The 23,948-nt window shown below is 64.5% G+C and carries 22 protein-coding genes and 2 tRNA genes; 12 read left to right on the top strand and 12 right to left on the bottom strand.

Features of this window, described 5'->3' with window-relative positions; all coding sequences use genetic code 11:
• Positions 1–8: 8 nt before the first annotated feature.
• Positions 9–1,505: an AMP nucleosidase gene (locus tag ACE10X_RS27505; RefSeq protein ID WP_375763116.1), complete on the top strand. Its 1,497-nt coding sequence runs from the start codon at positions 9–11 to the stop codon at positions 1,503–1,505.
• Between the two features lie 20 nt (positions 1,506–1,525).
• Here ACE10X_RS27505 and ACE10X_RS27500 read toward each other — a convergent pair whose 3' ends face one another.
• Positions 1,526–2,119 carry a cysteine hydrolase family protein gene (locus tag ACE10X_RS27500; protein WP_375763115.1) on the bottom strand — a complete coding sequence of 198 codons (594 nt, stop codon included), beginning with the start codon at positions 2,117–2,119 and terminating at the stop codon, positions 1,526–1,528.
• A 123-nt stretch (positions 2,120–2,242) separates the two neighbouring features.
• Here ACE10X_RS27500 and ACE10X_RS27495 point away from each other — a divergent pair, with 123 nt between their 5' ends.
• The 6 genes from ACE10X_RS27495 (at position 2,243) to ACE10X_RS27470 (ending at position 9,571) form a co-directional block, all read left to right on the top strand.
• The gene (locus ACE10X_RS27495; protein ID WP_038388305.1) at positions 2,243–3,082 is read left to right on the top strand and encodes a LysR family transcriptional regulator; all 840 of its coding nucleotides are present in this window, start codon (positions 2,243–2,245) and stop codon (positions 3,080–3,082) included.
• A gap of 204 nt (positions 3,083–3,286) precedes the next feature.
• A tRNA-Phe gene (locus ACE10X_RS27490) sits at positions 3,287–3,358 on the top strand.
• A gap of 2 nt (positions 3,359–3,360) precedes the next feature.
• Positions 3,361–3,427: transfer RNA gene (locus ACE10X_RS27485), tRNA-Ile, on the top strand.
• 336 nt (positions 3,428–3,763) lie between these two features.
• On the top strand, positions 3,764–4,915 hold the full coding sequence (locus tag ACE10X_RS27480; RefSeq protein ID WP_375763114.1) for an SPFH domain-containing protein: 1,152 nt from the start codon (positions 3,764–3,766) through the stop codon (positions 4,913–4,915).
• 226 nt (positions 4,916–5,141) lie between these two features.
• On the top strand, positions 5,142–8,498 hold the full coding sequence (locus ACE10X_RS27475) for an adenylate/guanylate cyclase domain-containing protein (protein ID WP_375763113.1): 3,357 nt from the start codon (positions 5,142–5,144) through the stop codon (positions 8,496–8,498).
• 278 nt (positions 8,499–8,776) lie between these two features.
• Positions 8,777–9,571 (top strand): Crp/Fnr family transcriptional regulator, encoded by a 795-nt coding sequence (locus tag ACE10X_RS27470; RefSeq protein ID WP_375763112.1) that lies wholly within the window; start codon positions 8,777–8,779, stop codon positions 9,569–9,571.
• Positions 9,572–9,589: 18 nt separating this feature from the next.
• Here ACE10X_RS27470 and ACE10X_RS27465 read toward each other — a convergent pair whose 3' ends face one another.
• The 4 genes from ACE10X_RS27465 to ACE10X_RS27450 all read right to left on the bottom strand — a co-directional run bounded on the left by ACE10X_RS27465 (position 9,590) and on the right by ACE10X_RS27450 (position 12,762).
• A complete protein-coding gene (locus tag ACE10X_RS27465; protein ID WP_375763111.1) occupies positions 9,590–9,787 on the bottom strand; it encodes a hypothetical protein in 198 nt (65 codons plus the stop codon).
• A 40-nt stretch (positions 9,788–9,827) separates the two neighbouring features.
• Positions 9,828–10,043, bottom strand: a complete 216-nt coding sequence (locus ACE10X_RS27460) for a hypothetical protein (protein ID WP_016840464.1) — start codon at positions 10,041–10,043, stop codon at positions 9,828–9,830.
• Positions 10,044–10,749: 706 nt separating this feature from the next.
• Positions 10,750–12,390 (bottom strand): chaperonin GroEL, encoded by a 1,641-nt coding sequence (gene groL, locus ACE10X_RS27455; RefSeq protein ID WP_223976311.1) that lies wholly within the window; start codon positions 12,388–12,390, stop codon positions 10,750–10,752.
• A gap of 57 nt (positions 12,391–12,447) precedes the next feature.
• Entirely contained in the window at positions 12,448–12,762 is a 315-nt protein-coding gene (locus ACE10X_RS27450) for a co-chaperone GroES (RefSeq protein ID WP_038383333.1), read from the bottom strand.
• A 394-nt stretch (positions 12,763–13,156) separates the two neighbouring features.
• On the opposite strand from ACE10X_RS27450, the gene ACE10X_RS27445 reads away from it, so the two are divergent.
• Both ACE10X_RS27445 and ACE10X_RS27440 read left to right on the top strand, forming a co-directional pair.
• Positions 13,157–13,447: an usg protein gene (locus ACE10X_RS27445; protein ID WP_026192965.1), complete on the top strand. Its 291-nt coding sequence runs from the start codon at positions 13,157–13,159 to the stop codon at positions 13,445–13,447.
• A gap of 99 nt (positions 13,448–13,546) precedes the next feature.
• The gene (locus tag ACE10X_RS27440) at positions 13,547–14,113 is read left to right on the top strand and encodes a cupin (RefSeq protein WP_375763110.1); all 567 of its coding nucleotides are present in this window, start codon (positions 13,547–13,549) and stop codon (positions 14,111–14,113) included.
• Between the two features lie 364 nt (positions 14,114–14,477).
• On the opposite strand, the gene ACE10X_RS27435 is transcribed toward ACE10X_RS27440, so the two are convergent.
• Genes ACE10X_RS27435 through ACE10X_RS27425 form a run of 3 tightly spaced genes read right to left on the bottom strand, consistent with a single transcriptional unit; the run spans position 14,478 to position 16,288 of the window.
• Entirely contained in the window at positions 14,478–15,014 is a 537-nt protein-coding gene (locus ACE10X_RS27435; protein WP_375763109.1) for a c-type cytochrome, read from the bottom strand.
• The gene (gene soxC / locus ACE10X_RS27430) at positions 15,001–16,056 is read right to left on the bottom strand and encodes a sulfite dehydrogenase (protein WP_375763108.1); all 1,056 of its coding nucleotides are present in this window, start codon (positions 16,054–16,056) and stop codon (positions 15,001–15,003) included. Before soxC ends, ACE10X_RS27435 begins: the two co-directional genes overlap by 14 nt.
• Before the next feature lie 16 nt (positions 16,057–16,072).
• A complete protein-coding gene (locus ACE10X_RS27425) occupies positions 16,073–16,288 on the bottom strand; it encodes a hypothetical protein (protein ID WP_375763107.1) in 216 nt (71 codons plus the stop codon).
• Positions 16,289–16,695: 407 nt separating this feature from the next.
• Between ACE10X_RS27425 and ACE10X_RS27420 the strand changes: the two genes are divergently transcribed.
• Positions 16,696–16,926: an MGMT family protein gene (locus ACE10X_RS27420; RefSeq protein ID WP_080583257.1), complete on the top strand. Its 231-nt coding sequence runs from the start codon at positions 16,696–16,698 to the stop codon at positions 16,924–16,926.
• 107 nt (positions 16,927–17,033) lie between these two features.
• On the opposite strand, the gene ACE10X_RS27415 is transcribed toward ACE10X_RS27420, so the two are convergent.
• The gene (locus tag ACE10X_RS27415) at positions 17,034–18,290 is read right to left on the bottom strand and encodes a NupC/NupG family nucleoside CNT transporter (protein ID WP_375763106.1); all 1,257 of its coding nucleotides are present in this window, start codon (positions 18,288–18,290) and stop codon (positions 17,034–17,036) included.
• Between the two features lie 115 nt (positions 18,291–18,405).
• Here ACE10X_RS27415 and ACE10X_RS27410 point away from each other — a divergent pair, with 115 nt between their 5' ends.
• Complete coding sequence (locus tag ACE10X_RS27410; RefSeq protein ID WP_375763105.1) at positions 18,406–19,629, top strand: MFS transporter; 1,224 nt, start codon at positions 18,406–18,408, stop codon at positions 19,627–19,629.
• Positions 19,630–19,999: 370 nt separating this feature from the next.
• On the opposite strand, the gene ACE10X_RS27405 is transcribed toward ACE10X_RS27410, so the two are convergent.
• A complete protein-coding gene (locus ACE10X_RS27405; protein ID WP_137479991.1) occupies positions 20,000–20,761 on the bottom strand; it encodes an SDR family oxidoreductase in 762 nt (253 codons plus the stop codon).
• Positions 20,762–20,773: 12 nt separating this feature from the next.
• Entirely contained in the window at positions 20,774–21,535 is a 762-nt protein-coding gene (locus ACE10X_RS27400; RefSeq protein ID WP_016846384.1) for a peptidase, read from the bottom strand.
• 293 nt (positions 21,536–21,828) lie between these two features.
• Here ACE10X_RS27400 and ACE10X_RS27395 point away from each other — a divergent pair, with 293 nt between their 5' ends.
• Positions 21,829–23,424: an ABC transporter substrate-binding protein gene (locus ACE10X_RS27395; protein WP_375763104.1), complete on the top strand. Its 1,596-nt coding sequence runs from the start codon at positions 21,829–21,831 to the stop codon at positions 23,422–23,424.
• Positions 23,425–23,603: 179 nt separating this feature from the next.
• On the opposite strand, the gene ACE10X_RS27390 is transcribed toward ACE10X_RS27395, so the two are convergent.
• The gene (locus tag ACE10X_RS27390; RefSeq protein ID WP_026192964.1) at positions 23,604–23,897 is read right to left on the bottom strand and encodes a GYD domain-containing protein; all 294 of its coding nucleotides are present in this window, start codon (positions 23,895–23,897) and stop codon (positions 23,604–23,606) included.
• Positions 23,898–23,948 lie beyond the last annotated feature (51 nt).

The raw sequence follows: 23,948 nt of genomic DNA, 5'->3' as shown, positions 1-23,948 counted from the left end.
GAAGCGACATGTCTCCTGCATCTTCCGTCCAAACCCCGTCGCCGATCACGACCGAAGCATTCGTCGATGCCGGCGCCGCGGTTGCCCGCCTCGAAGAGATCTACGCGCGCAACACTGAATTCCTGCGCAATCGCTTCGAGGCCTATGTCAACGGCGTGCCGTTCACGACGCGGGTGCGGGCGCACTATCCGTTCGTCCGCATCACGACCTCGTCACATGCGCGGCTCGACTCGCGGCTTGCCTATGGTTTCGTCGCGGGGCCCGGCATCCACGAGACCAGCATCACGCGGCCCGATATCTTCCGAACCTATCTCACCGAGCAGATCGGGCTTCTGATCAAGAACCATGGCGTGGCGGTCGAGATCGGCGAGTCGCACGAGCCGATCCCGATCCATTTCGCCTACCGCCGCGACATCAATATCGAGGCGGCGCTGACCATCGCCGACAGTTCGGCGTTCACCCGGTCGCTGCGCGACATCTTCGATACGCCCGATCTCGCCGCGATGGACGATGCGATCGCCGACGGGACCTTTGAGCTGACACCGGGCGCGCCGGAGCCGCTGGCGCTGTTCCGCGCGGCGCGGGTCGATTACTCCTTGCGCCGGCTCTACCACTACACCGGCACCGACCCGGAGCACTTCCAGAATTTCGTGATCTTCACGAACTACCAGTTCTATGTCGATGCCTTCGTGCAGCTCTCCCAGCAGCGGCTTGCGTCGGGCGAAGCCGGTCTCGAGGCCTTCGTCGCGCCCGGCAATGTGATCACGCACAATGCGCGGCTCGGCGGCGGCACCACCGGGACCCCGTCCGAACGCGTTCCGCAGATGCCGGCCTTTCATCTGGTCCGGCCCGGCTATCGCGGCATCACCCTGATCAATATCGGCATCGGTCCGTCCAATGCGCGCAACATCACCGATCACGTCGCGGTGCTGCGGCCGCATGCCTGGCTGATGATCGGGCACTGCGCTGGCTTACGCAACACGCAGCGGCTCGGCGATTATGTGCTCGCCCACGGCTATGTGCGCGAGGACCACGTGCTCGATCACGAGCTGCCGCTCTGGGTGCCGATCCCGGCGCTTGCGGAAATGCAGGTCGCGCTCGAGGAAGCCGTCGGCGAGGTGACCGGGCTCACCGGGTTCGAGCTCAAGCGGCTGATGCGCACCGGCACGGTCGCCAGCGTCGACAACCGCAACTGGGAGATCAGCGGGCCGCAGGTGATCCGGCGCATGTCGCAGTCGCGCGCGGTCGCCCTCGACATGGAATCGGCGGCGATCGCCGCCAACGGCTATCGCTTCCGCGTACCCTACGGCACGCTGCTGTGCGTCTCCGACAAGCCGCTGCATGGCGAGATCAAGCTCGCAGGCATGGCCAGCGAATTCTACCGCCAGCGCGTCGGCCAGCACCTTGAGATTGGTCTCAGGGCGCTGGAGCGGCTCAAGCAGCAGGAATCCGAACGCCTGCATTCGCGCAAGCTGCGCAGCTTCGCCGAGGTCGCGTTTCAGTAGCGCACAGAGGGGAGCGGCCCTCAGGCGAGCGCGTTGCCGCGGGCGATGATCGCGAAGCGGTCGGACAGTTCGGCGAGCGCGACGTCGTGAATGAGCCTCGCGGCAATCGTGCCGCCGACGCCGTCGGGCAGGTCGCGGGTGGCGCAGCTGTCGGCGTCGATCGTGGTGCGGAAGCCGAGATCGAGCGCGGCGCGGGCGGTCGAGCTCACGCACATATGCGTCATGAAGCCGGCGAGCACCAGGTCCTTGCGGCCGGTCGCGGCAAGCTGGGTATTCAGATCGGTGCCGGCGAATGCGTTCGGCAATTGCTTCTCGATCACGATCTCGCCCGGCCGCGGTGCCAGCGGTGCGACGATCGCGCCACGCTCCGCGCTGCGATCGAACAGGCTGCCCGGCTGGCCCTTGTGCGCGATGTGGACGATCGCGGCGCCGCTTTCCCGCGCGCGGGACAGCAAGGCGGTGGCGCGCGCAACCGCCGGGTTGGCGTCGGGCAGCGCCAGCGGACCTGCAAGATATTCGTTCTGGATATCGATCAGCACCAGGCAGCTGTCGCCGAGGCGGGGCGGGGTGAGGTCGATACCGGCAAGCTGCATCAATGTCTTGGCTGACGTCATGGTCGTTCTCCAGCGGATGTGTCGCCGAAAACATAGCCCGGGATCGGCCTGCTGTTATGCAGGGATATTGCAGCCTGTGGCTGCGTTATTGCAGGCAGCCGCCGCGCGATGTAGCCTGCCGCCATGAACTGGGACGATCTTCGCATCATCGCGGCGGTCAGGGACGAGGGCACTTACGCCGGCGCCAGCGCGCGGCTGCGCATCGACGAGACGACGGTCGGGCGCAGGCTGGCGCGGATCGAGCGCGCGCTCGGCTTGCGCCTGTTCGAGGCCGTCGATGGCGTCCGCAAGCCGACCCGGCAGTGCGACATGGTGCTCGCGCATATCCAGGCGATGGCGGCGCATGCCGAGGAAATCGGCCGGATCGGCGAAAGCCTGCCTGGTCCGGTCGGGCGGCTGCGCATCGCCTCCACCAGTGCGATCGCCGAGGAGGTGCTGGCGCCGCGCGCAAGTGAATTCCTGCGCGCCCATCCGGGCCTGACGCTGCAGTTTCTGACGTCGAGCGACAATGTAAAATTCTCGCGCTGGGAGGCCGATCTCGCGATCCGCCTGCGCAAGCCCGACAAGGGCGACTTTGCGATCTCGAAGCTCGCCGAGGTCAGGTCGTATTTCTTCGAGCCGGCCGCGACAACGGCGGGAGAAGCGATGCTGTGCGCCTATCCCGACGAGCTCGGAGGGATTCCGGAAATGCAGTTCCTGCGCACGAAGCGACTTCGCGCACGCTGCGTGACCGACAATGTCCGTATCATCCACACGCTCATCCAGTCGCATCACGCGGTCGGCGTGTTGCCGGAGCACAGCTGTGCCGACCTGCTGACCGATCGCCGTCTGCGCGCCACGCTGCTGCCGAAGCGGCGCGACGTCTGGCTCCTGGTGCAAAACCATCTCAAGCGCGATGCGGCGACGCGCGTCACCATCGACTGGCTGCGCGCCTGCTTCCAGGATGCCGCGCAGAGGGGGTGACGCGCCCTCGCAATGACGGGACGTGCTGCGACGCCTGGGTCACAGCGCCGCCCCGTCATGAAAAAATCACACGCAGCCCCCTTGCAACCCGGACGTGCTTCGTCTATTAGCCCGCTCCTTCGCTTCGGCCACGGGTTCGGGCTCGTTGAGATCCCGACCGGCGCGAGCCGCTTTGCGGTGTCGTGTTCCGCCGAAATGAAGATCGCGAGATGAAGCTCATGGGCGAGCGTCGGGGATGAAATCCCGAAGGTATCGGTTCGAATCCGGTCTCTCACAAAGGATAGCTCAGTTGGTTAGAGCAGGTGAATGATACTCATCGTGTCGCGGGTTCAATTCCCGCTCCAAGCGCTCCGTTCAGCCTGAAAAGCTGACACCTCTGAAGGGGACCGGACGCGCGCTTCAGTCGCAGTCCGGCCGTCCTGCCGCAAGGCATTTCGTCCGAACATCGACACTGTGAGACCGGCTTTGCGCCGCGGTGGATACCGCTTGCGCTGATGCCGGGTGGCTCCGCACGGCCGCGCGACACTCGTCGCGCGAACGCGCGCGTGCGTCCGTCATCGCGCAAGCCTTAAGCCACGGCCCGCTTGGCTGACAGGAAGCCGCGTTCGCGTCCTCACGTCCTTTGCAAAATGAAACCCGCTCTTCGGCCCATGGGCCTGAGAGCAACGATGGAGGCGTGTCATGACCTGGCACTTCCTGACGACCAAGTTGACGGTGAAGGATGGCGAGCGCGCGTTGCTGATGCGCGACGGCCGGCTCGAGCAGGTGCTCGCGCCCGGACGTCACCGCCTGTTCGATCCCCTGCATCAGCTCAAGGCCGAGCTGTTCAGCGTCGTGCGGACCGAATTCCCCGCGGATCGCTTCGCGGTGATCAAGGCCGCGCGCCCTGATCTTGCCGACGAGCTGTTCGAGGCGATCGAAACCCGCGCGAACGAGATCGCGATCGTCAGCCTCGACGGCCGTCCCGTGCAACTGATGACGCCCTGGCAGACGCGCGTGTACTGGAAGGTCGCGACGTCGGTCGAGGTCGAGCGCATCGACGTCAGCAGCGATCCCAGGGTCACGGCACGCCACCTCGCGATGATCCAGCCCAACCGGGCCGGCGTCATCACCGAGGCGGTGGTCGAGAACCACGAGGCCGGTCTGCTCACGGTCGAGGGCAAGCTGGTCGAGCGGCTCGCGCCCGGCCGGCACGCGTTCTGGATCGCGGGTCGCAAAATCGAGGTCAAGCGCCTCGACCTGCGTCCCCAGGCGGTCGAGATCACGGCGCAGGAGATGCTGACCAAGGATCGCATCGCGCTGCGCGTGACGCTGACCGCGTTCCGCCGGATCGTCGATCCCGAGCGGGTCGTGGCCATGGTGCCCGACGTGGATGCGTGGCTGTACCGCCTGGTGCAGTTCGCGATCCGCGAGGCGGTGGCCGGCCGCACGCTGGACGAGGTGCTGTCTGCGAAGGCGGCGCTCGATACGGAGCTTCGCGACTATGTCCGCGATCGTGTCGCGGACAGCGGCGTCGAGGTCACCGAACTCGGCGTGAAGGACGTGATCCTGCCCGGCGAGATCCGCGAGCTGGTCAACAAGGTGGTGGAGGCGGAGCGGGTGGCGAAGGCCAACCTGATCCGCCGCCAGGAGGAGACCGCGGCGACGCGTTCGCTCCTGAACACCGCCAGGCTGATGGAGGAGAACCCTCTGCTGCTGCGGCTCAAGGAGCTGGAGTCGCTCGAGCGTCTGGTCGAGAAGGTCGGCCGCATCGACCTGCATGCGGGCGAGGGTCAGGGCCTCGATGCGCTCCTGACCAAGCTGGTCCGCCTCAAGGCGCCCGAGAGCGCGTAAGACAAGAAGGGCCGCCCACGGGCGGCCCTTCGATTTTTTCGCCCGGACGGACCGCCGGCACCCGTACGAATGTTAACGTGCAGACGGCTGTAACGGGGCACCGCCACGGCCACAATTCGCATGTCCTGCGCCACGCCGCAAAACAGAGGTGCCACCCCGGGCAGATTGCGATAACGTTTGCGCACCGTGGTCCATTCGGCCAGCCGTCAACCCGTCGGTGAAGCCAATGCAGCAGATTGCGGAATGGCTCGAGAAGCTGGGACTTGGGCAATACGCGCTGCGTTTTGCCGAGAACGGCATCGACCTTGGCGTTCTTCCCGAATTGACGGATGAAGACTTCGACAGGCTCGGCGTCCTGCTCGGCCATCGCCGCAAGATGCTGCGTGCGATCGCCGATCTCAATCGAGCCGAACTGATCGCCGCGCCGGTTTCACCGCACGATGCCGAGCGCCGCCATCTCACCGTGATGTTCTGCGACCTGGTCGGCTCGACGGCCTTGTCGGCGCGTCTCGATCCCGAGGACATGTGGGAGGTGATCCGCGCCTATCGCGCAGCCTGTGCGCAGGTGATCACGACATACGACGGCGCCGTTGCCAGATTTATCGGCGACGGGATCCTTGCTTATTTCGGCTATCCCCGTGCCCACGAGGACGATGCGGAGCGCGCGGTGCGCGCCGGCCTCGATGTCATCGCCGCAATCGGCAAGCTCGAGACCCGCGCGAAAGAGGGCGTTGCGGTTCGGATCGCGATCGCGAGCGGGCTCGTCGTGGTCGGCGACCTCGTCTCCGGCGGCGCGTCGGAGGAGCAGGCGCTGGTCGGCGATGCGCCGAACATCGCGGCGCGGCTGCAGAGCCTGGCGGAGCCGGGCGTGGTGGTCGTGGCGGCCTCGACCCGGCGGCTGCTTGGCAACCTGTTCACGCTTCGCAACCTCGGCCGCCGCGAGGTCAAGGGCATCTCGGAGCCGATCGCGGTGTGGGCCGTCGAAGGCGAGCCGGCATCGGAAAGCCGTTTCGAGGCGGTGCGCACCGCGCGCTCGATCGGCTTCGTCGGCCGCGAGGCGGAGATCGAATTTGCGTTGTCGCGCCAGCAGCTGGCGTGGCAGGGCCAGGGCCAGGCGGTGCTGATATCGGGCGAAGCGGGTATCGGCAAATCGCGCATCGTGGCGATGCTCTCCGACAGCCTGGCGCCCGGGACACACCGCCGTGTGCGGTATCAGTGCTCGCCCTATCACACCAACAGCGCGCTGCACCCCTTTGTCGCCCAGCTCGAGCGTGCCGCCGGCATCAGGTCGGAGGATGCGCCGGAGCAGAAGCTGGACAAGCTTGAGGCCATGCTGGCGCTCGGCACGCAGCACGTGCCCACCGTGACACCGCTGATCGCAGCGCTGCTCTCGATCCCGACCGGCGAGCGCTATCCGCCGCTCGGCCTCAGCCCGGCACAGCAGCGGCGGCAGACATTCGCAGCGCTGCTCGACCAGCTCGAGGGCCTTGCCCGGCAGCAGCCGGTGCTTGTCGTCTGCGAAGACGTGCATTGGGCCGATGCCACGTCGCTCGAACTGCTCGACCTCGCGGTCGACCGGATCAGGGGACTGCCGATCCTCATGCTCATGACGTTCAGGCCGGAGTTCGAGCCGCCATGGGCGGGGCTCGCCAATGTCAGCCTGCTGCGGCTCGATCGGCTCGACCGGCAGGACACGCGCGCGCTGATCGAGCAGGTGACCGTCGGCCGGTTGCTGCCCGGCGAGATGATGACGCAGATCGTCGAGCGGACGGACGGTGTCCCGCTGTTCGTCGAGGAGCTGACCAAGATGGTCATGGAGTCGGGGCTGCTGGTCGAGAACGCCGGGCGCTATCGCCTCGACAATCCGCTGCCGCCGCTGGCGATCCCGGCGACGCTGCAGGACTCGCTGATGGCCCGGCTCGACCGCCTGGCGCCGGTCAAGGAGGTGGCGCAGATCGGTGCAGCGATCGGCCGTGAGTTCTCATATGCGCTGCTGCGCAGCGTGGCCGGGCGCGATGATCTGACGCTTGCCGCGGCGCTTGCCCAGCTCGAAGAGGCCGAGTTGCTGCTGCGCCGGGGCGTGCCGCCGGATGCAAGCTACAGCTTCAAGCATGCGTTGGTTCAGGAAGCGGCTTACGAGAGCTTGCTCAAGAGCCGACGGCAATTGCTTCACAAGCATATCGGCGATGTGTTGCGCGACAAGTTTGCCGAGATGGCCGAGATCGAGCCGGAAGTCGTTGCCTACCATTTCACCGAGGCAGGGCTCGGCGAGACCGCGCTGGCGTGGTGGCGCAAGGCCGGTCAGCAGGCACTGAAGCGCTCCGCCTATTGCGAGGCGATCGCGCATCTCGGCAAGGCGGTCGCGATCGCCGATGAGCTGCCCGACGAGCCGGATCGGATGATCGGCCGGCTCCATCTGCAAATCGCCTACGGCCGCGCGCTGCGGGGCAGTCTTGGGCACAGCGCCCCCGAGACGGTCTCCGCCTGGACGCGCGCCCGGCAGTTCGCCTCTGACATCGATGATCCAATCGAGCTGGCGCCGATCCAGTCGGGCCTTTTCAACGCCTGCTTGACCCACGGCGAGCTCGCGCCGATGCGAGAATTGGCGGAGGCGATCATGGGCGCAGCGGAGCGGCATCCGGATTCGCCGGTGGCGACAATCGTCGCGCGCTGGGCCAGCGGGGTGACCTCCTGGTTCGCGGGCGAGTACGTGAACGCGGGCATCCATCTCGAGCAGGCCTTCGCGGCCTATGCGACCGAGCCGGATCCGGCAACCTTCAAGGCGTCGACGCTCGACTTGCCGTTCGTCATCATGAGATTTCTCGCCCTGGTGCTTTGGCCGCGTGGCGAGATCGATCGGGCCCGGCAGCTCGCGGGCGCAGCGGTGAACGTCGCCGGAAAACAGCGCGCGCTCGCGCGCGCCAATGCGCTGGTTCACAAGGCGGTCTTCGACGGGCTGTGCGGCAGCAGGTTGCGCCAGACCGAGACGATCCTTGCCTTGGGCCTGGCGCAGGATCACACGATGCCGCTCTATGTCGCCGCCGGCACCTATCTCAATGGTCTGGAGAAGTGGCGTGCCGGCGACCGGGCCGCAGGTCTCGCGGAGATGCAGCGTGGCTGGACGTTGCTTCACGAGAACGACTGCTACCTCTGTGAACCGTTCTGGGGATTGCAGATCGCTGTGGCGCATGCGGAGGCCGGGCATGTCGATGCCGGGCTCGACATCATCGATGAGTTGATCGACGCGACGGAGCAGTCCGGGCAGCACTGGCTGGATGCCGAGCTATACCGCGTGCAGGGCGAACTGCGGTCGCGCCGCCACAGCCCTGACATTTCCGGCGCGGAGGATGCCTTCCATCGCGCCCTCGAGATCGCGCGAAGGCAGCAGACCAGGACGTTCGAGCTGCGCGGCGCGCTGGGACTTGCACGTCTTTACAGCCGCAGCGGCCGGGCAGAGGAGATATCTCAATTGCTGGCGCCGGTGCTCGCCGGCTTCGATGCGGCGCTCGATCTTGCCGAAATCAAGGATGCGCAGGAACTGCTCATGCAGGCGTGGCCGGACCGCCACTCGCGCGCGTCCTGACGGTTGCCGCAGCGGCGCGGTCACACCGCGTCCGCCCCACGCCCGCGCAGATGGTGAAAGAGCAGGTTCGGACGTCGCGCGCGGCGCTAGCGATGCGAAACTGGAACTGTTGGGTTCCCGAAGTTCTACGGTGCGACGATGCGCATTTTGCTATTGCGCCCGGCGGCGCATTTGCATCTAACTTTAAGGACGCCGCTGCAGAGAATTCCGCCTTGCGGTCAAACGTTTGGAATTTGTTTTTGATCCTGTGTTCGAGTGAGTAAGCCGTGCGACCATTGATGACGTTGCCGCAGGTGAGCATTTCCGGCGGAACTCGTAATCGCCTTCTCGCGACATTGTCGCCGGCGGATCTGGACCTCCTGAAACCGGAACTTGAGACTGTCGCGCTCGAACAGGATGCGGTCCTGGCGCGCGCCGGTGACGAGATCGACTACGTCTTCTTTCCCCACAGCGGCGCGATCCTGTTGATGATCGACATGGCGGACGGGCAGACGGTCGCGACCGGTGTGGTCGGATGCGAAGGGGCCGTGGGCAGTCTGTCGGTTCTCGGAGCCTCGCCTTCGGGCATTACCGCCGTCGTTCGTGCGGCTGGTACCGCCTCGCGGGTCCCGGCGGCGCGCTTTCATGCCGCTTTCGGCCGCAGTCCCGGGATTCGGCAGGCGATCCAGAAGCACGTCAGGTCGATGCTGATCCAGTTTCAGCTCGGCTCCGCCTGCAATGCGCTCCACCCGGTCGAGGCGCGGATGGCGCGCTGGCTGCTTCAGCTTCGCGACCGCGTCGACAGTGACGTCCTCCCGCTGACCCAGCACGCGCTGTCGCAAATCCTCGGCGTACGACGAACGACGGTGACCTTGCTGATGGGCAACCTGCGCAAGCGCGGCGCGATCAGGTCGGATCAACGAGGCCGGATCGAGATCGACCAGGCGCGGCTCTTGGCGGCGACGTGCGAATGCCATCGCGTCATGCGTCTCGAGGCCGAGGAGATCTTCTCGGGCGACAAGGTTCGAACGCGCGGAATGGCGCCCGCCAACGATCCGCGCATCCCGGAAATCGAGGCGGACGACGCCGTGTGAGCGCGTTCTCTGGTGCGATCAGCTTCCTGGCCGCCGATCAAGCTCCCGTGCAGGCGAGGATACCCCTTCGAGCTTCGCGATCTCGCGCAGCACCTTTGCGGTCTCGCGCAACTCATTGCGCTTCGGGCCGGGCTTCAGCCGTCGTGCCTCATCGAGAAAGTCCTTGGCCTGCAGCAGCCAGGCAGACGTTTCCGTCGAGATCTGCACATGCGCCATGGTGTCCCTCCATCGCGGTCGTCAATAGTGGTGGCCATTGTCAGGCCGGCGAACCGCCGCCGCGGCGTCGCCGCACGCGGATGCTCGGCTCATCGACCCAGGCGTCCCGCGCAAACCAGGCGTGATCCGCGCGGCAAAACGGACAGGGCGTGCGCGCGAAGAACACGGTACTGCGTCGAAAGCTCTCGCGATCGGTCTTGATTCCGGTGGAAATCGCGTGTCCGGTTTGCGGACATCTGACCATCACCATGCCCATGAGCGCCTCCTTCCCATATTGCCTTTTGCTTTTTGCCTTTTGCCTTGCAGAAATAGTCCGGCCGGTTGGATTGGCCCCAGATCGGTGCGCGGGGTAGTTGGGGGGCATCGCGCACCTGCGGCGTTTGACGGAGCATCGGCAGTGGGGGCTGCACGCTCTCGTCACTGGGCTTCTTCCAACCGGCCAGGTCCCTCCTTGAACGAATCCTCGATGTGACTTCAACGCCGCTTCTTCAGGCGGCTTGGCAGAGAACCTCTTCGCTTTCGCTCACCGCATTGCCTCCCTCGCAAGTGAGAGCATTCTCCGCGACGCTTGCCCGCGTCACGGGAGCTGACGCTCCGTGCTCGATTCAGATTTTTGAGAGTGAAGTTCGATCTCGTCCCGAGCTTACTGTGCGGGACGAAGTCGACAGTGTCGGTTCGGTTTGCGACTCTCGCGCGAATTTTTTTTGAAATTGTCAACTCAGACCAACGTATATTTACGGAGAGTGTTGTGCATAACGTGCATGCTGAGAGCCGCGTGAGGCTCCTGCATCAGCGTGAGGTTGTGCAAATATCCGCACTGGCCGCGCTGCGGTAAGCGAGCTTGCCCCAAACAAAAACCCCGGCATCGCTGCCGGGGTTTTGCATTTCGTTTTCGCTGAGCGAGATCCCGGCTCTGCGGTGCACCGCTTTGCGCTGCACCGCGTCCGGGACGACTTCGTCGCTTAGAAGTCCATGCCGCCCATGCCGCCGCCCGGAGGCATCGCGGGGCCGCCGGCGTTCTTCTTCGGCAGCTCGGCAACCATCGCTTCCGTGGTGATCAGGAGCGCGGCAACCGAGGCAGCGTTCTGGATCGCGGTGCGGACGACCTTGGTCGGGTCGATGATGCCCTTCTTGACGAGGTCGGCATAGTCGCCGGTCTGGGAGTCGAAGCCGTAATTGTAGGCCTTGTTCTCCAGGATCTTGCCGACGATCACCGAACCGTCTTCACCGGCGTTGATCGCGATCTGGCGAGCGGGAGACGACAGCGCCTTGCGCACGATCTCGACGCCGGTCTTCTGGTCGTCGTTCTTGGTGCGCAGGCCCTTGAGCTGCTCGGAGGCACGGAGCAGGGCGACGCCGCCGCCCGGGACGATGCCTTCCTCGACAGCCGCGCGGGTCGCGTGCATCGCGTCATCAACGCGATCCTTGCGCTCCTTCACCTCGACCTCGGTCGCGCCGCCGACGCGGATCACCGCGACGCCGCCTGCGAGCTTGGCGAGACGCTCCTGCAGCTTCTCACGGTCGTAGTCCGAGGTGGTCTCCTCGATCTGCGCCTTGATCTGGGCAACGCGGGCGTCGATGTCGGCCTTCTTGCCGGCGCCGTTGACGATCGTGGTGTTCTCCTTGTCGATCATCACCTTCTTGGCGCGACCGAGCATCTGCAGCGTGACGTTCTCGAGCTTGATGCCGAGGTCTTCCGAGATGGCCTGGCCGCCGGTCAGGATCGCGATGTCCTGCAGCATGGCCTTGCGGCGATCGCCGAAGCCCGGAGCCTTGACGGCCGCGACCTTCAGGCCGCCACGCAGGCGGTTGACGACGAGGGTGGCGAGGGCTTCGCCTTCGACGTCTTCGGCGACGATGACCAGCGGCTTGCCGGTCTGCACCACGGCCTCGAGCAGCGGCAGCAGCTCGTTCAGCGAGGAGAGCTTCTTCTCGTTGATGAGGATGTAGGCGTCGTCCATTTCAACGCGCATCTTGTCGGCGTTGGTGACGAAGTAGGGCGAGATGTAGCCGCGGTCGAACTGCATGCCCTCGACGACGTCGAGTTCGGTCTCGAGCGACTTGGCTTCCTCGACCGTGATCACGCCCTCGTTGCCGACCTTCTTCATGGCGTCGGCGAGGAACTTGCCGATCTCGGCATCGCCGTTGGCCGAAATGGTGCCGACCTGGGCGATCTCCTCGTTCGAGGTGACCTTCTTCGAGTTCTTCTGGAGGTCCGCAACGACGGCTTCGACCGCGAGGTCGATGCCGCGCTTCAGGTCCATCGGGTTCATGCCGGCGGCAACCGACTTGGCGCCCTCACGCACGATCGCCTGGGCGAGCACGGTCGCCGTGGTGGTGCCGTCGCCGGCCGCGTCAGCGGACTTGGAGGCGACTTCGCGCACCATCTGGGCGCCCATGTTCTCGAACTTGTCCTCGAGCTCGATCTCCTTGGCGACGGTGACGCCGTCCTTGGTGATGCGGGGAGCGCCGAACGACTTCTCGAGCACGACGTTGCGGCCCTTCGGGCCGAGAGTGACCTTCACCGCATTGGCGAGGATGTCGACGCCGCGCAGCATCTTGTCGCGCGCATCGACGGAGAATTTGACTTCTTTAGCTGCCATCTGAATTTTTCCTTGGAATGTTTGATCCTGGAGGAATCTTGGGGAGGGGGGAGGCGCTTAGGCCGCCTTCTTCTTGGAAGCGGGGACGTCGAGCACGCCCATGATGTCGCTTTCCTTCATGATCAGCAGGTCTTCACCGTCGATCTTGACCTCGGTGCCCGACCACTTGCCGAACAGGACGCGGTCGCCGACCTTGAGGTCGATCGGGATCAGCTTGCCAGCTTCGTCGCGGCCGCCCGGGCCGACGGCGGTGACTTCGCCCTGCGAGGGCTTTTCCTTGGCACTGTCCGGAATGATGATGCCGCCAGCGGTCTTCTCTTCGGCGTCGATACGCTTGACCACGACGCGGTCGTGAAGCGGACGGAATTTCATGCAGTCCTCCTAAACGTTTGCATATGCTGTAGATTTTTGGAGAGTTAGCAGTCCAGTCCAGCGAGTGCCAGACTGACTGGGCAGGAGATAGGCCAAGCCTTGGCGGCGGGCAAGTGCCTCTAGCAGAAAAATTGGCACTCGTGAGTGCCGCCTGCCAAAAGATGCCGAGATCATTTCGGCATCCTTAATGCCGCCCGGGAGGGGTCGCCGGGGCTATTAGCAGATGCGGTAAGCTGCTGCCAACGCAAGAAATTTCAACAACCTATTAAACATTTAGGCTTGAGATGGGTTAGTCGCGTGCGTCACATTTCTCTCATGTGAGCGCATCCATTGCCGGTGGTCCGGCGGGGGAGGTCGGCCACCACGTGAATGCGCTCCGTCACAGGAGGTTGGCATGGTCTCGCGAGTTGGTGGGGTTGTTTCCGACGATTTCCGGAAGCAGTTGCTGGGGTACGGGCTGACGACGGCGCAAATCCTCTATCGGATGCCGGATCACCCCTCGTTGCTGCAGACCTATGTCTGGCAGAACTACGACCTGTTTCCGAAATTCCCGGCGCTGCAGGATTTCCTCGCGTTCTGGCAGGCGAAGCTCGAAGGCCCGCTGTTTTCGGTGACGGTGGCGCATTCCAAGCTGGTCAAGCCGGCCGAGCTGCGCGCCGTCGACGGCGTGTTCCGGCTGCATTGAGCGGGCAAGGGGGCAAAAGCGCGGTGTGCGCCTTTGCTCGCCTCGCGGCGCGCGACTTGTGTTAGCCTTCCTCCGTCACAAAAAGACGGGAGGCGAACAATGGCCAAGAAGACGGCATCAAGATCGGCCGCCAAGACCGCGGTGAGGAAGAAGTGGTCGGGGCTCGGCGCCGGCGCCAAGAAGACGTCCGCGAAATCGTCCGCGCGCAAGACCATCAAGTCGAAAGGCCGCGTCTCGGCGGCCAAGAAGAGTGCGCCGAAAGCTGCAACCAAGGCGCGGCCGAAACAGCGCGTCGCGATCAGCCATCACCGCGAAGAGGACTTCAAGGCCGACGGGCTGCGCGCCTACGCCAAATACCGCGACCTCGGCATCGCCGCCGCCTCGCATGGCCTGGCACAGGCACACGTCATCCGGCTGCAGGGACCGTGCAATCCCGATGAAGTGTCGAAGCTGCACTTCCACGATATCGACTTCCAGATGGTCTATGTGCTCAAGGGCTGGGTGAAGACCTACATGGAAGGCGAGGGCGAGACGCTGATGCAGCAAGGCAGCGCCTGGACCCAGCCGCCGCGCATCCGGCACATGATCCTGGACTACTCCGACGACGTCGAACTGCTGGAGGTGATCCTGCCGGCCGAGTTCAAGACGGTGGAGCTGAAGGCGTAGGCTCTAGCGCAGTCGTCATGGCCGGGCTTGACCCGGCCATCCATCCTGCTTCCAAAGATTCTCCTTGGTCGATGGATGCCCGGGTCAAGCCCGGGCATGACGATTTTCCAGGCCGTGTACCCATAAAACCGTCGGTGTGACTCTACGTCCGCTTTGCCCCGATAGCGACCAAGTTCGTGCGGCAACGCAAGATGTCGCGATGGGCCACAAACGGACTCATGCGCCGCAGCAAAAGACGCACGCGGGCTGCAATGCCTCACTCGATCACCTCGGCTGCGGCAGCGCAGAATCCCACGACATCGAAGGCGGCATACGTTCTCATGGCGGACCGCCGCAGGTGCATTGAAGGAACTACTGCGATCACCTACTTCGGCTTTGCCGGGACGAATGTCACAAAGCCATCCCGATTCGGCATACGTACCTTCGGCAGCGTCTGGGCATTCATCGTCTCGTTCTCTCCGATGATGCCGTTGAGCTGCAGGATATAGGCGGCCACTGCGTAGAGTTCGTCATTGGTCAGCGTTTTCGATTCGTTGTAAGGCATTGCCCGCCGAACGTAATCGAAAATTGTTGTGGCATAGGGCCAGAAGCTTCCGACCGTCTTCATGGCAGGTTTGTCTCCGACAAGCGACCCGATCCCGCCCACCACTGCATCGTTCGGTTTGCCCGCTCCCTTTTCGCCGTGACAGGCGAGGCACTTCGACGCGTACACGGCCTCACCCTGCTTTGGTGTCCCGCTGCCGGGCGGCAGACCGGCGCCGTCAGGACTTATGCTGATGTCCCACGGGGCGACTTCCTCGGGAGTTATGACCTTCCCGAGGTTCGGGCTGTCGGCCAGCGCCGCAGATGAAAATAAGCCAAGTGCGCAGGCGGCAGCCAGAGCAGAGTTATGCGTAGACATGCTTCACCTCTCCCTTCTCGGACACGCCCCACGTCGTGACCGCATTGGAGTGGTAGATCGTCCTGCTTCCACGATCAGCGATCATTTTCTCGCGCGTCGGCTGGACGTAGCCTATGTCGTCGGTCGCGCGGCTTTGCAGGACAGCGGGGCCGCCGTTCCAGCGCCACGCCATGCTGAAACGCGTCAACGCCTTCGACAGCACCGGCTCCTGCAGAGCTGCGGGAGCCCAACTCTTGCCGCCATCGGCCGAGATTTCGACCTTGGCGATCTTGCCGTAGCCCGACCAGGCGAGCCCTGTAATCTCGTAGACGCCCGGTTCCTTCATCGTGAGTCCCGGCGACGGACGCGTGATCACCGACTTGCCTTCCTGCGGAAAAACGAATTGGAGCGATTTGCCGTCAGGCATCGTGATCGTGTATTTCGACGTCTCGTCCTTGGTCATTGTTGGGCCTTCGGTGAGCTTGATGCGCCGAAGCCATTTCACGTTCATGTTGCCTTCGAATCCCGGGAGCAGCAGCCGCATGGGATAGCCATTCGCCGGCCGCACGCGCTCGCCGTTCTGGTACAACGCAATCAATGCATCCTGCATGATCTCTGCGAGCGGCAGACTGCGGCTCATGCCGGCGGCGTCGGCACCTTCCGCCAGAATCCACTTCGCTTTCGGGTCGACGCCAGCTTCCTGCAGCAGGGCCGCCAGCTTGACACCCGTCCACTCGGCGCAGGAGACTTGACCCTGCATCTGCTGAACTCCGACTTGCGCGGGCTCCTTCTGATAAAGCAGTTGGCCGTTGCCGCCGCATTCGATGAAGGCGATCCGTGACTCCATTGGATAACGCGTGAGCTCATCGAGCGTGAAGACGAGTGAGCGCTTGACCAGGCCGTGGATGACCAATCTGTGGGCATCGGGGTTGATGTCGGGAATTCCGCTGTGGTGGCGTTCGAAATGCAGGCCGTTCGGCGTGATCATCCCATTGAGCAGATGATGAGGTGTTCGCGACGTGCCGGTGCCGGTGGTGCCCGGGGCCGTCGTGAAGGTTCGCACGACCTTATTTTCGTATTCAGACGGTTGCCCCATAGGGGACGAATGGCGCGCCCGGCGTCTTCATCCAAGATTCAACCGGCAACGGACCGCCCGCTGCCGTGTCCGGGAACGTAATGCCTCCGGTTGCTGCCGCCATGGCGGCGCCGCCCAGGAAAACGCGTCGGTCAAGCAATCCGTTTCCGGCGACCACGTCGGCGTCAATCGTCACGCCCTTGGATTTGCGATGTCCCATGATGCTCTCCTCCGAGTGGAGCCAAACGTCCACGGACGAAGCGCGATGTTACCCACTCACTGCGGGCCGGTATTTTATATCAAATTGGCGAGCCGTCAGGGAGGGGGAAAAATCCACCGCAGCGGCCGATGGCCAAGTCAGGCCATTTCTGCAATGGGTCATTCACGTCGAATCGCATCGGGCGGAGCCGCCGGTCGATGTCCGCAATGCTCCGTTTGCGTCCACGCCGGCACTGCGCGGCAAACGACGCTAGGGGCCAATAGCTGCCCACAATGTTAAGACGGCGGCGCGCACTTCGAAACTAACACCGGCACGTCCGGTCGAATCTTCCGTGCCAACGCGACGCGCTCGTTCCAACCGCAAGTAAAAAGGCGAAAACCTTCTGAGAAACGTGCTACACTCGGCCTATGAAAACGTTTTCAGATAAGGTCCGCGACATCGTGCGCAAGATCCCAAAGGGGAAGGCCATGACGTACAAAGCTGTCGCTGCTAAAGCCGGCAATCCGAGAGCTGCACGCGCGGTTGGTGCCATAATGCGCACGAATTACGACCCATCGATCCCCTGTCATCGCGTTATTGCAAGCGACGGCTCAATGCGCGGCTACGTTCGTCCGCGCCGTCGGCCGGCCCAACAATGATCCGCTTGACAGGGAGCTTCACCGCGTCAGCACCGCCCCGAATTGCGCGGAGCCTGTCATCGGGCGCGCGTTCGCGCGACCCGTTGGCTCCATCCGGGCTACTGCGACTACGGCTGCGTCAGCATCCCCACGATCGCGCCCATCAGGAAGGTCGTCAGCGTGCCTGAGACGATCGACTTCAGTCCGAGGGCGTTGATCTCGTCGCGCCGCTCGGGCGCCATGATGCCGAGGCCGCCGATCATGATGCCGAGGCTGGCGAAGTTGGCGAAGCCGCACATCGCGTAGAGCATGATCAGCCGCGAGCGCGGATCGAGCGCGTCGGGGCCGAGCTTCGACAGGTCGACATAGGCGATCAACTCGTTCAGCACGGTCTTGGTGCCCATCAGGCTTCCCGCCGTGATCGCCTGCGGCCAGGGCAGGCCCATCAGCCAGCACACCGGCGCCATGACGTAGCCGAGCAGGCGCTGCAGCGATATCTTCGCGCCGCCGATCTCCGGCAGCAGGCCGATGATCGCGTTCGCCAGATACACCAGCGCGACCAGCACCAAGAGCATCGCGATGATGTTCATCAAGAGCTCGAGCCCGGCTGCCGTGCCCTTCACGATGGCGTCCATCGTCGACGATACCTGGATGTCGGGATTGTCGAGCGATCCGCCGGTGCGCTTGTCCGACGTTTCCGGCACCATGATCAGGCTGACCAGGATCGCGGCCGGCGCGCCGAGCACCGAGGCGATGACGAAATGCGCGGCCGCATCCGGGATCAGCGGCGCCAGCAGCGTGGCGTACAGCACCAGCACCGTGCCGGCGATCCCGGCCATGCCGCCGGTCATCACCAGAAACAATTCGCTGCGGGTCAGCTGCGCCAGATAGGGGCGGATGAAGAGCGGCGCTTCAACCATGCCGAGAAAGATATTGGCCGCGGTCGAGAGCCCGACCGCGCCGCCGACGCCGAGTGTGCGCTCGAGCAGCCAGGCCATGCCGCGCACGATAGGCGGCAGCACGCGCCAATAGAACAACAGCGTCGTCAGCACGCTCATGACCAGCACGATCGGCAGCGCCTGGAAGGCGAGGATGAAATCCGAGCCGGGCGCCTTGAGATCGAATGGCGCCGGGCCGCCGCCGACATAGCCGAACACGAAGGCGGTGCCGGCGCGCGTCGCGGCCGCGATCGTGCCGACGGCGTCATTGATCGCGCCGAAAGCCCGCGTCACCAGCGGCACCTTGATCAGCACCAGCGCCGTGACGATCGTGACGGCAAGCCCGATCGCCGCCTGCCGCAGCGACACCTTCAGGCGATTCTCGCTCAGCGCCCAGGCGATCAAGAGCAACGCCACCACGCCGAACGCCGATTGCAACTGCAGCATCACGCCCCCAAAACCTTCGCGGGATTATGGGCAGGGGCCTCGCGCAGTGCAATGCTGTTGCGCGTTCTCTCTCCTGCCATTGACAAGTTGCAGGCGCTCGGTCACGCAATCTTCCATGTCCTCCGTCACGCCGGCCGGCGCCCGCGATCTGCTCGGCCACAGACCGTTCCTGTTCTTCTTGTCGTCGCGCAGCCTGTCGCGCTTCTCCAGCCAGATCGGCGCGGTGGCGATCGGCTGGCAGATCTATGATCTGACCGGCAGCGCGTTCGACCTCGGCATGGTCGGACTGGTGCAGTTTCTGCCGACGGCGCTCCTGGTGTTCGTCGCCGGTCATGCCGCCGACCGCTTCGAGCGCAAGCGCGTCGTGCAGGTCTGCCAGGTGGCGGAAGCCTTGACCGCATTGTTTCTCGCCGGAAGCACCTTTGCCGGCACCATCTCCGAGATCCAGATCTTCGTCGCGACCTTCGTGCTCGGGATCGCCGGCGCGTTCGAGAGCCCGGCGACCGCCGCGCTGTTGCCGCTGATCGCGCCGCATGGCTCGCTGCAGCGGGCGACCGCGATCTCGAGCGGCGCGGCGCAGGTCGCGACCATCACCGGACCCGCGCTCGGCGGCTTCGCCTATGCGCTGATGCCGAGCGCGCCCTACGGCATCATGATGGTGTTCTGGCTGTTCGGCGCGCTCCTGACCGGCGGCATCGGCCGGCTGCAGCAGGCACCGGTGAAGAACGGCGGGTCGTCGGACGATCTGTTTGCCGGCGTCACCTTCGTTCGCAGCAATCCGGCGATCCTCGGCACCATCTCGCTCGATCTGTTCGCGGTGCTGTTCGGCGGCGTCACCGCGCTGCTGCCGATCTATGCGCGCGACATCCTGCAAGCCGGTCCGCTCGGCCTCGGAATCCTGCGCGCTGCGCCCGCGGTCGGCGCGCTGTTGATGACGATCGTGCTGGCGCGGCACACCATCAACCGCCGCGTCGGCATGCGCATGTTCCAGGCGGTGATCGTGTTCGGCGTTGCGACGGTGGTGTTCGCGCTGTCGCACTGGATGTGGCTGTCGGCGCTGGCGCTCGCGGTGCTCGGCGCCGCCGACACGATCAGCGTCGTGATCCGCTTCTCGCTGGTGCAGCTCGCTACCCCCGACGAGATGCGCGGCCGCGTCGGCGCGGTGAATTTCCTGTTCATCAACGCGTCTAACCAGCTCGGCCAGTTCGAGAGCGGCGTCACCGCGGCGCTGCTCGGCACCGTGCCCTCGGCCGTGCTCGGCGGCATCGCCACCGTCGCGGTCGCGCTGCTCTGGATGAAGCTGTTCCCGACGCTGCGGGACGTCGAGAAGCTGGAGTAGGGCACTTCCCTTACCTCGCCCCGCTTGCGGGGAGAGGTCGGATTGCGCAGCAATCCGGGTGAGGGGGACTCTCCGCGAGTTTGTCTCTCACCGTCCTTGTGGAGATTCCCCCTCATCCCGACCTTCTCCCCGCGCGCGGGGAGAAGGGGAAGATCAGCCCGGGGGCAAGCTCTCACGATTTCGGAATAATCGAAAAGTATCGCTGATTTGCCCGACGTGTCAAGTCGCCGTGTCGAACGCCGGCAGCTGCCGGCTGCTTTGCATGGGGTTGTTTTCGATATTTTGACAATGCGCGCCGGCGACGGGCCGGCCGGGACAAGCCCGGCCGGCCGTCGTGATGGTCCTGCCGCAAGCAGGGAGAAGGAGAAGATCAGCCCCGCCCGACGAACGGCATCTTGGTCGCCATCACAGTCATAAACAGCACGTTGGCGTCGAGCGGCAGGCCGGCCATGTAGGCGACGGCGTCGCCGACCGCTTTCGCATCCATGCGTGGCTCGTGCTTGGTGGTGCCGTCCGGCTGCAGCACGCCGGGGCCGTTGACCATGCGGTCGGTCATCGGGGTCGCGGCATTGCCGATATCGACCTGGCCCACCGCGATGTCATACATGCGGCCGTCGAGGTTGGAGGCTTTTGTCAGGCCGGTGATGGCGTGCTTGGTCGAGGTGTAGGCGGCCGAGAATGGCCGCGGCGCGTGCGCCGAGATCGAGCCGTTGTTGATGATGCGGCCGCCGCGCGGCTTCTGGTCCTTCATGATGCGGAAGGCGTGCTGGGTGCACAGGAACGGCGCGGTGAGGTTGGTGTTGACGACGGCCTGCCACTGCTCGAGCGGCAGGTCCTCGAAATTCACCGGCGGCGCGCCCATGCCGGCGTTATTGAACAGCACGTCGAGCCGGCCATAGGTCGCCTTCACCTTGTCGAACAGCGCGGCGATCGCGGCGGGGTTGGCCATGTCGGCCGACACGCACAGGCTCTTGCCGGCGGGGCCGAGCTTGGCGGTCTCTTCCAGCATCTCCATGCGGCGCCCGGCGAGCACCACGGTGTAGCCCTTGTCCATCAAAGCGAGCGATGCGGCGCGTCCGACGCCGGTGCCGGCGCCGGTCACGAGTGCGATCTTGCTGGTTGCCTCAGTCATCCGAGTTTCCTCTTACTTGGTTTTTGCTTCGGTTTCGTTCTTGTAGGGTGGGCGTGGAATGTTCTGGTGCGCCGCGCGCAGCGCCGCCGACCAGCGCGAGCGCAGGTCGTGGAAATAGGGCTCGCCGGCCTCGATGCGGTGGTTGAGATCGGCCTCGCAGGCGTCCGTGCGCACCACCAGCACGTCGATCGGCAGGCCGACGCCGAGATTGGAGCGCATCGTCGAATCCATCGAGATCAGCCCGGTCTTCAGCGCCTCGTAGAGCTCGACGTCGTAATGCATGGCGCGGTCGAGCACCGGCTTGCCGTATTTGTGCTCGCCGATCTGCAGGTATGGCGTGTCGGTGGTGCATTCGATGAAGTTGCCGGCGGTGTAGACCATGAACAGGCGCATCCGCGAGCCCTTGATCTGGCCGCCGAACAGGAACGAGACGTCGAAGGAGATGTCCTCGGCGCGCAGCGCATCGCCCTCGGTCGCGTGCACCGAGCGGATGGCGCGGCCGATCCGCTGCGCCGCCTGGAACATGGTCGGGGCATTCATCAGCGTCTCGAGCTCGCCGGTGTCCGGATTTTCCATGCCTTCGGTCAGGGTCGACAGCACCGACTGGCTGATCGCCAGATTCCCGGCGCTGGCGATCGCCATGATGCGCTCGCCGGGCTTTTCGAAGATGTGCAGCTTGCGGAAGGTCGAGACATTGTCGAGGCCGGCATTGGTGCGGGTATCGGCGATCATGACGAGCCCGTCGCGCACCAGAATTCCGCAGCAATAGGTCATTTCAAGTCCTCAGACGGTCCGAGTTTCTCGGCCGGAAACTAGTAGCCAATTTCGAGGATGCATCCAACCCCAATTCCCCGTGACGGGAGATGCAGTGGCCCGTCAAAGAGGGGCGGGACGACCGAGCGATGGCCGGGCGCCTGTTCCAGCCGTCCAGGTTGCGGGGCGCATCCCGGTCTCGCTCTGCGTTGCGCGCAACCGGCAATGATCTTGGCCCCGCGTCGTTGCGAGGGGCGGGGTGTTGTGCTCGACTGCCTGCAACCGGCGACAACAAGAAATTTCGGGAGGCGGGAATGTCGTTCAAATTGGCCGCGTGCATCGTGGCATTGGGTATCGCGGCGATCGCCGCGAGCCCTGCATCGGCGCAGAAGAAGGGCGGCACGCTCCGGCTCTATCACAACGACAATCCGCCCTCGACCTCGCTGCTCGAGGAATCCACCATCGCCTCGGTGATGCCGTTCGCGGCGGTCTTCAACAACCTCGTGGTGTTCGATCCCGCCAAGGTGCACGAAAGCATCGACACCGTGATCCCCGATCTCGCCGAGAGCTGGTCGTGGGACCCGACCAACACAAAGCTTACCTTCAGGCTGCGGCACGGCGTGAAGTGGCATGACGGCCAGCCGTTCACCGCCAAGGACGTGCAATGCACCTGGCGGATGCTGATCGGCAAGAGCGAGACCCAGGACTTCAAGCGCAACCCGCGCAAGGTCTGGTACTCGAAGCTCAAGGATGTCAGCATCAATGGCGACGATGAGGCGACCTTCGAGCTGACCGAGCCGCAGCCCGGCCTCTTGGCGCTGCTCGCCAGCGCCTTCTCGGTGGTCTATCCCTGCCACGTGCCGCAGCAGGTGATGCGCACCAAACCGGTCGGCACCGGGCCGTTCAAGTTCGTCGAGTTCCGGCGCGGTGACTCCATTCGTCTGATCCGCAACCCCGATTATTTCAAGAAGGACCGGCCATATCTCGACGAGATCACGGTGCGCTCGATCGACAGCCGCGCCACCCGCATGCTGGCGTTCGCGACCGGCGACTATGACATCACCTTTCCGTCCGACGTCAGCATTCCCCTGATGAAGGACGTCAAGGCGCGGGCGCCGAACGCGATCTGCGAGATGACGTCGACCAACCTGCAGATCAATCTTCTGGTCAACCGCGTCAATCCGCCGTTCGACAATCCGGATATCCGCAAGGCGATGTCGCTGGTGCTGGATCGCAAGGCCTTCAACAGCATCCTGTTCGAAGGCACCGGCCGGCTCGGCGGGGCGATGCAGGCGAAGCCCGAAGGCGAGTGGGGCATGCCGCCGGAGATCTTGTCGACGCTGATGGGTTACGGCCTCGATACCGAGAAGAACCTCGCCGAGGCGCAGGCGATCATGCAGAAGCTCGGCTACAGCGACGCCAAGCCGCTGTCGATCAAGATCCAGACCCGCAATCTGCCGACCTATCGCGATCCGGCGGTGATCCTCGCCGACCAGCTCAAGAAGATCTACATCACAGCCGAGCTCGACATTCTGGATACGCCGCGCTGGTACTCGCGATTGCAGCGCAAGGACTACACCATCGGCCTCAATGTCACCGGCGTCAGCGTCGACGATCCCGACGGCAATCTGGTGGAGAACTATTCCTGCAACTCCGAGCGCAACTATACCCAGTACTGCAATGCCGAGGTCGACAAGCTGCTGGCGGCGCAGTCGCGCGAGGTCGACAAGGACAAGCGCCGCAGGATCGTGTTCGACATCGAGCGCCTGCTGGTCGACGATGCTGCACGGCCGGTCATCCTGCACTCATCGGCCGGCAATTGCTGGCAGCCCTACGTGAAGAATTTCCATCCGCACGACAACAGCCAGTACAACAATCTGCGTTTCGAGGATGTCTGGCTGGATAAATAGGGCATGCTGCCCCGCCGGCAACGACGTCCGCCGTCGCCCTCGTGCGGCTCGTACTTTACTCGTTCACACGACGAGGAGCAGTCTCGGTTCCTGCGCACACACGCTCGCGCCGGTCGCCGGGTATCAAGGTCGACGGCGCCCGTCAGTCAGACCGGGCAGAGATCCATAAGGACATCCCGCTACGGAAGTTCGGATATCAGCTTGGTCCACTCGGCCTCGGGCCAGGCCCGTGATGTGCAGGTCCGTATGTTTCCCAGAGAACTGAGGGCCAGCGCGAGTTTTGTGATGTTGTCGCCGAGAGGCGCCTCGGCGAGAAGAAGGATGTCGTGCTCGCCGGAGGTGAGATAGACCTCCTTGATTTCGACACCCAGCGTCTTGGCGAGTTCTTTCGCCGCTCGGCTGCGTTTGGGAGCTTCCTTGACATTACGAATTCCCTGGTCGGTCCAGTCGATCCTCAAGATGAATGTCGCCATGTCGTCCTCCAAGGGTTAAGCACTGCCCTTGTCTGCCGCGCGCGCGGCGGG

Source organism: Bradyrhizobium sp. Pha-3 (assembly GCF_042258325.1).
Taxonomy (GTDB): domain Bacteria; phylum Pseudomonadota; class Alphaproteobacteria; order Rhizobiales; family Xanthobacteraceae; genus Bradyrhizobium; species Bradyrhizobium elkanii.
This window is presented reverse-complemented; position numbering and strand designations above follow the sequence as displayed.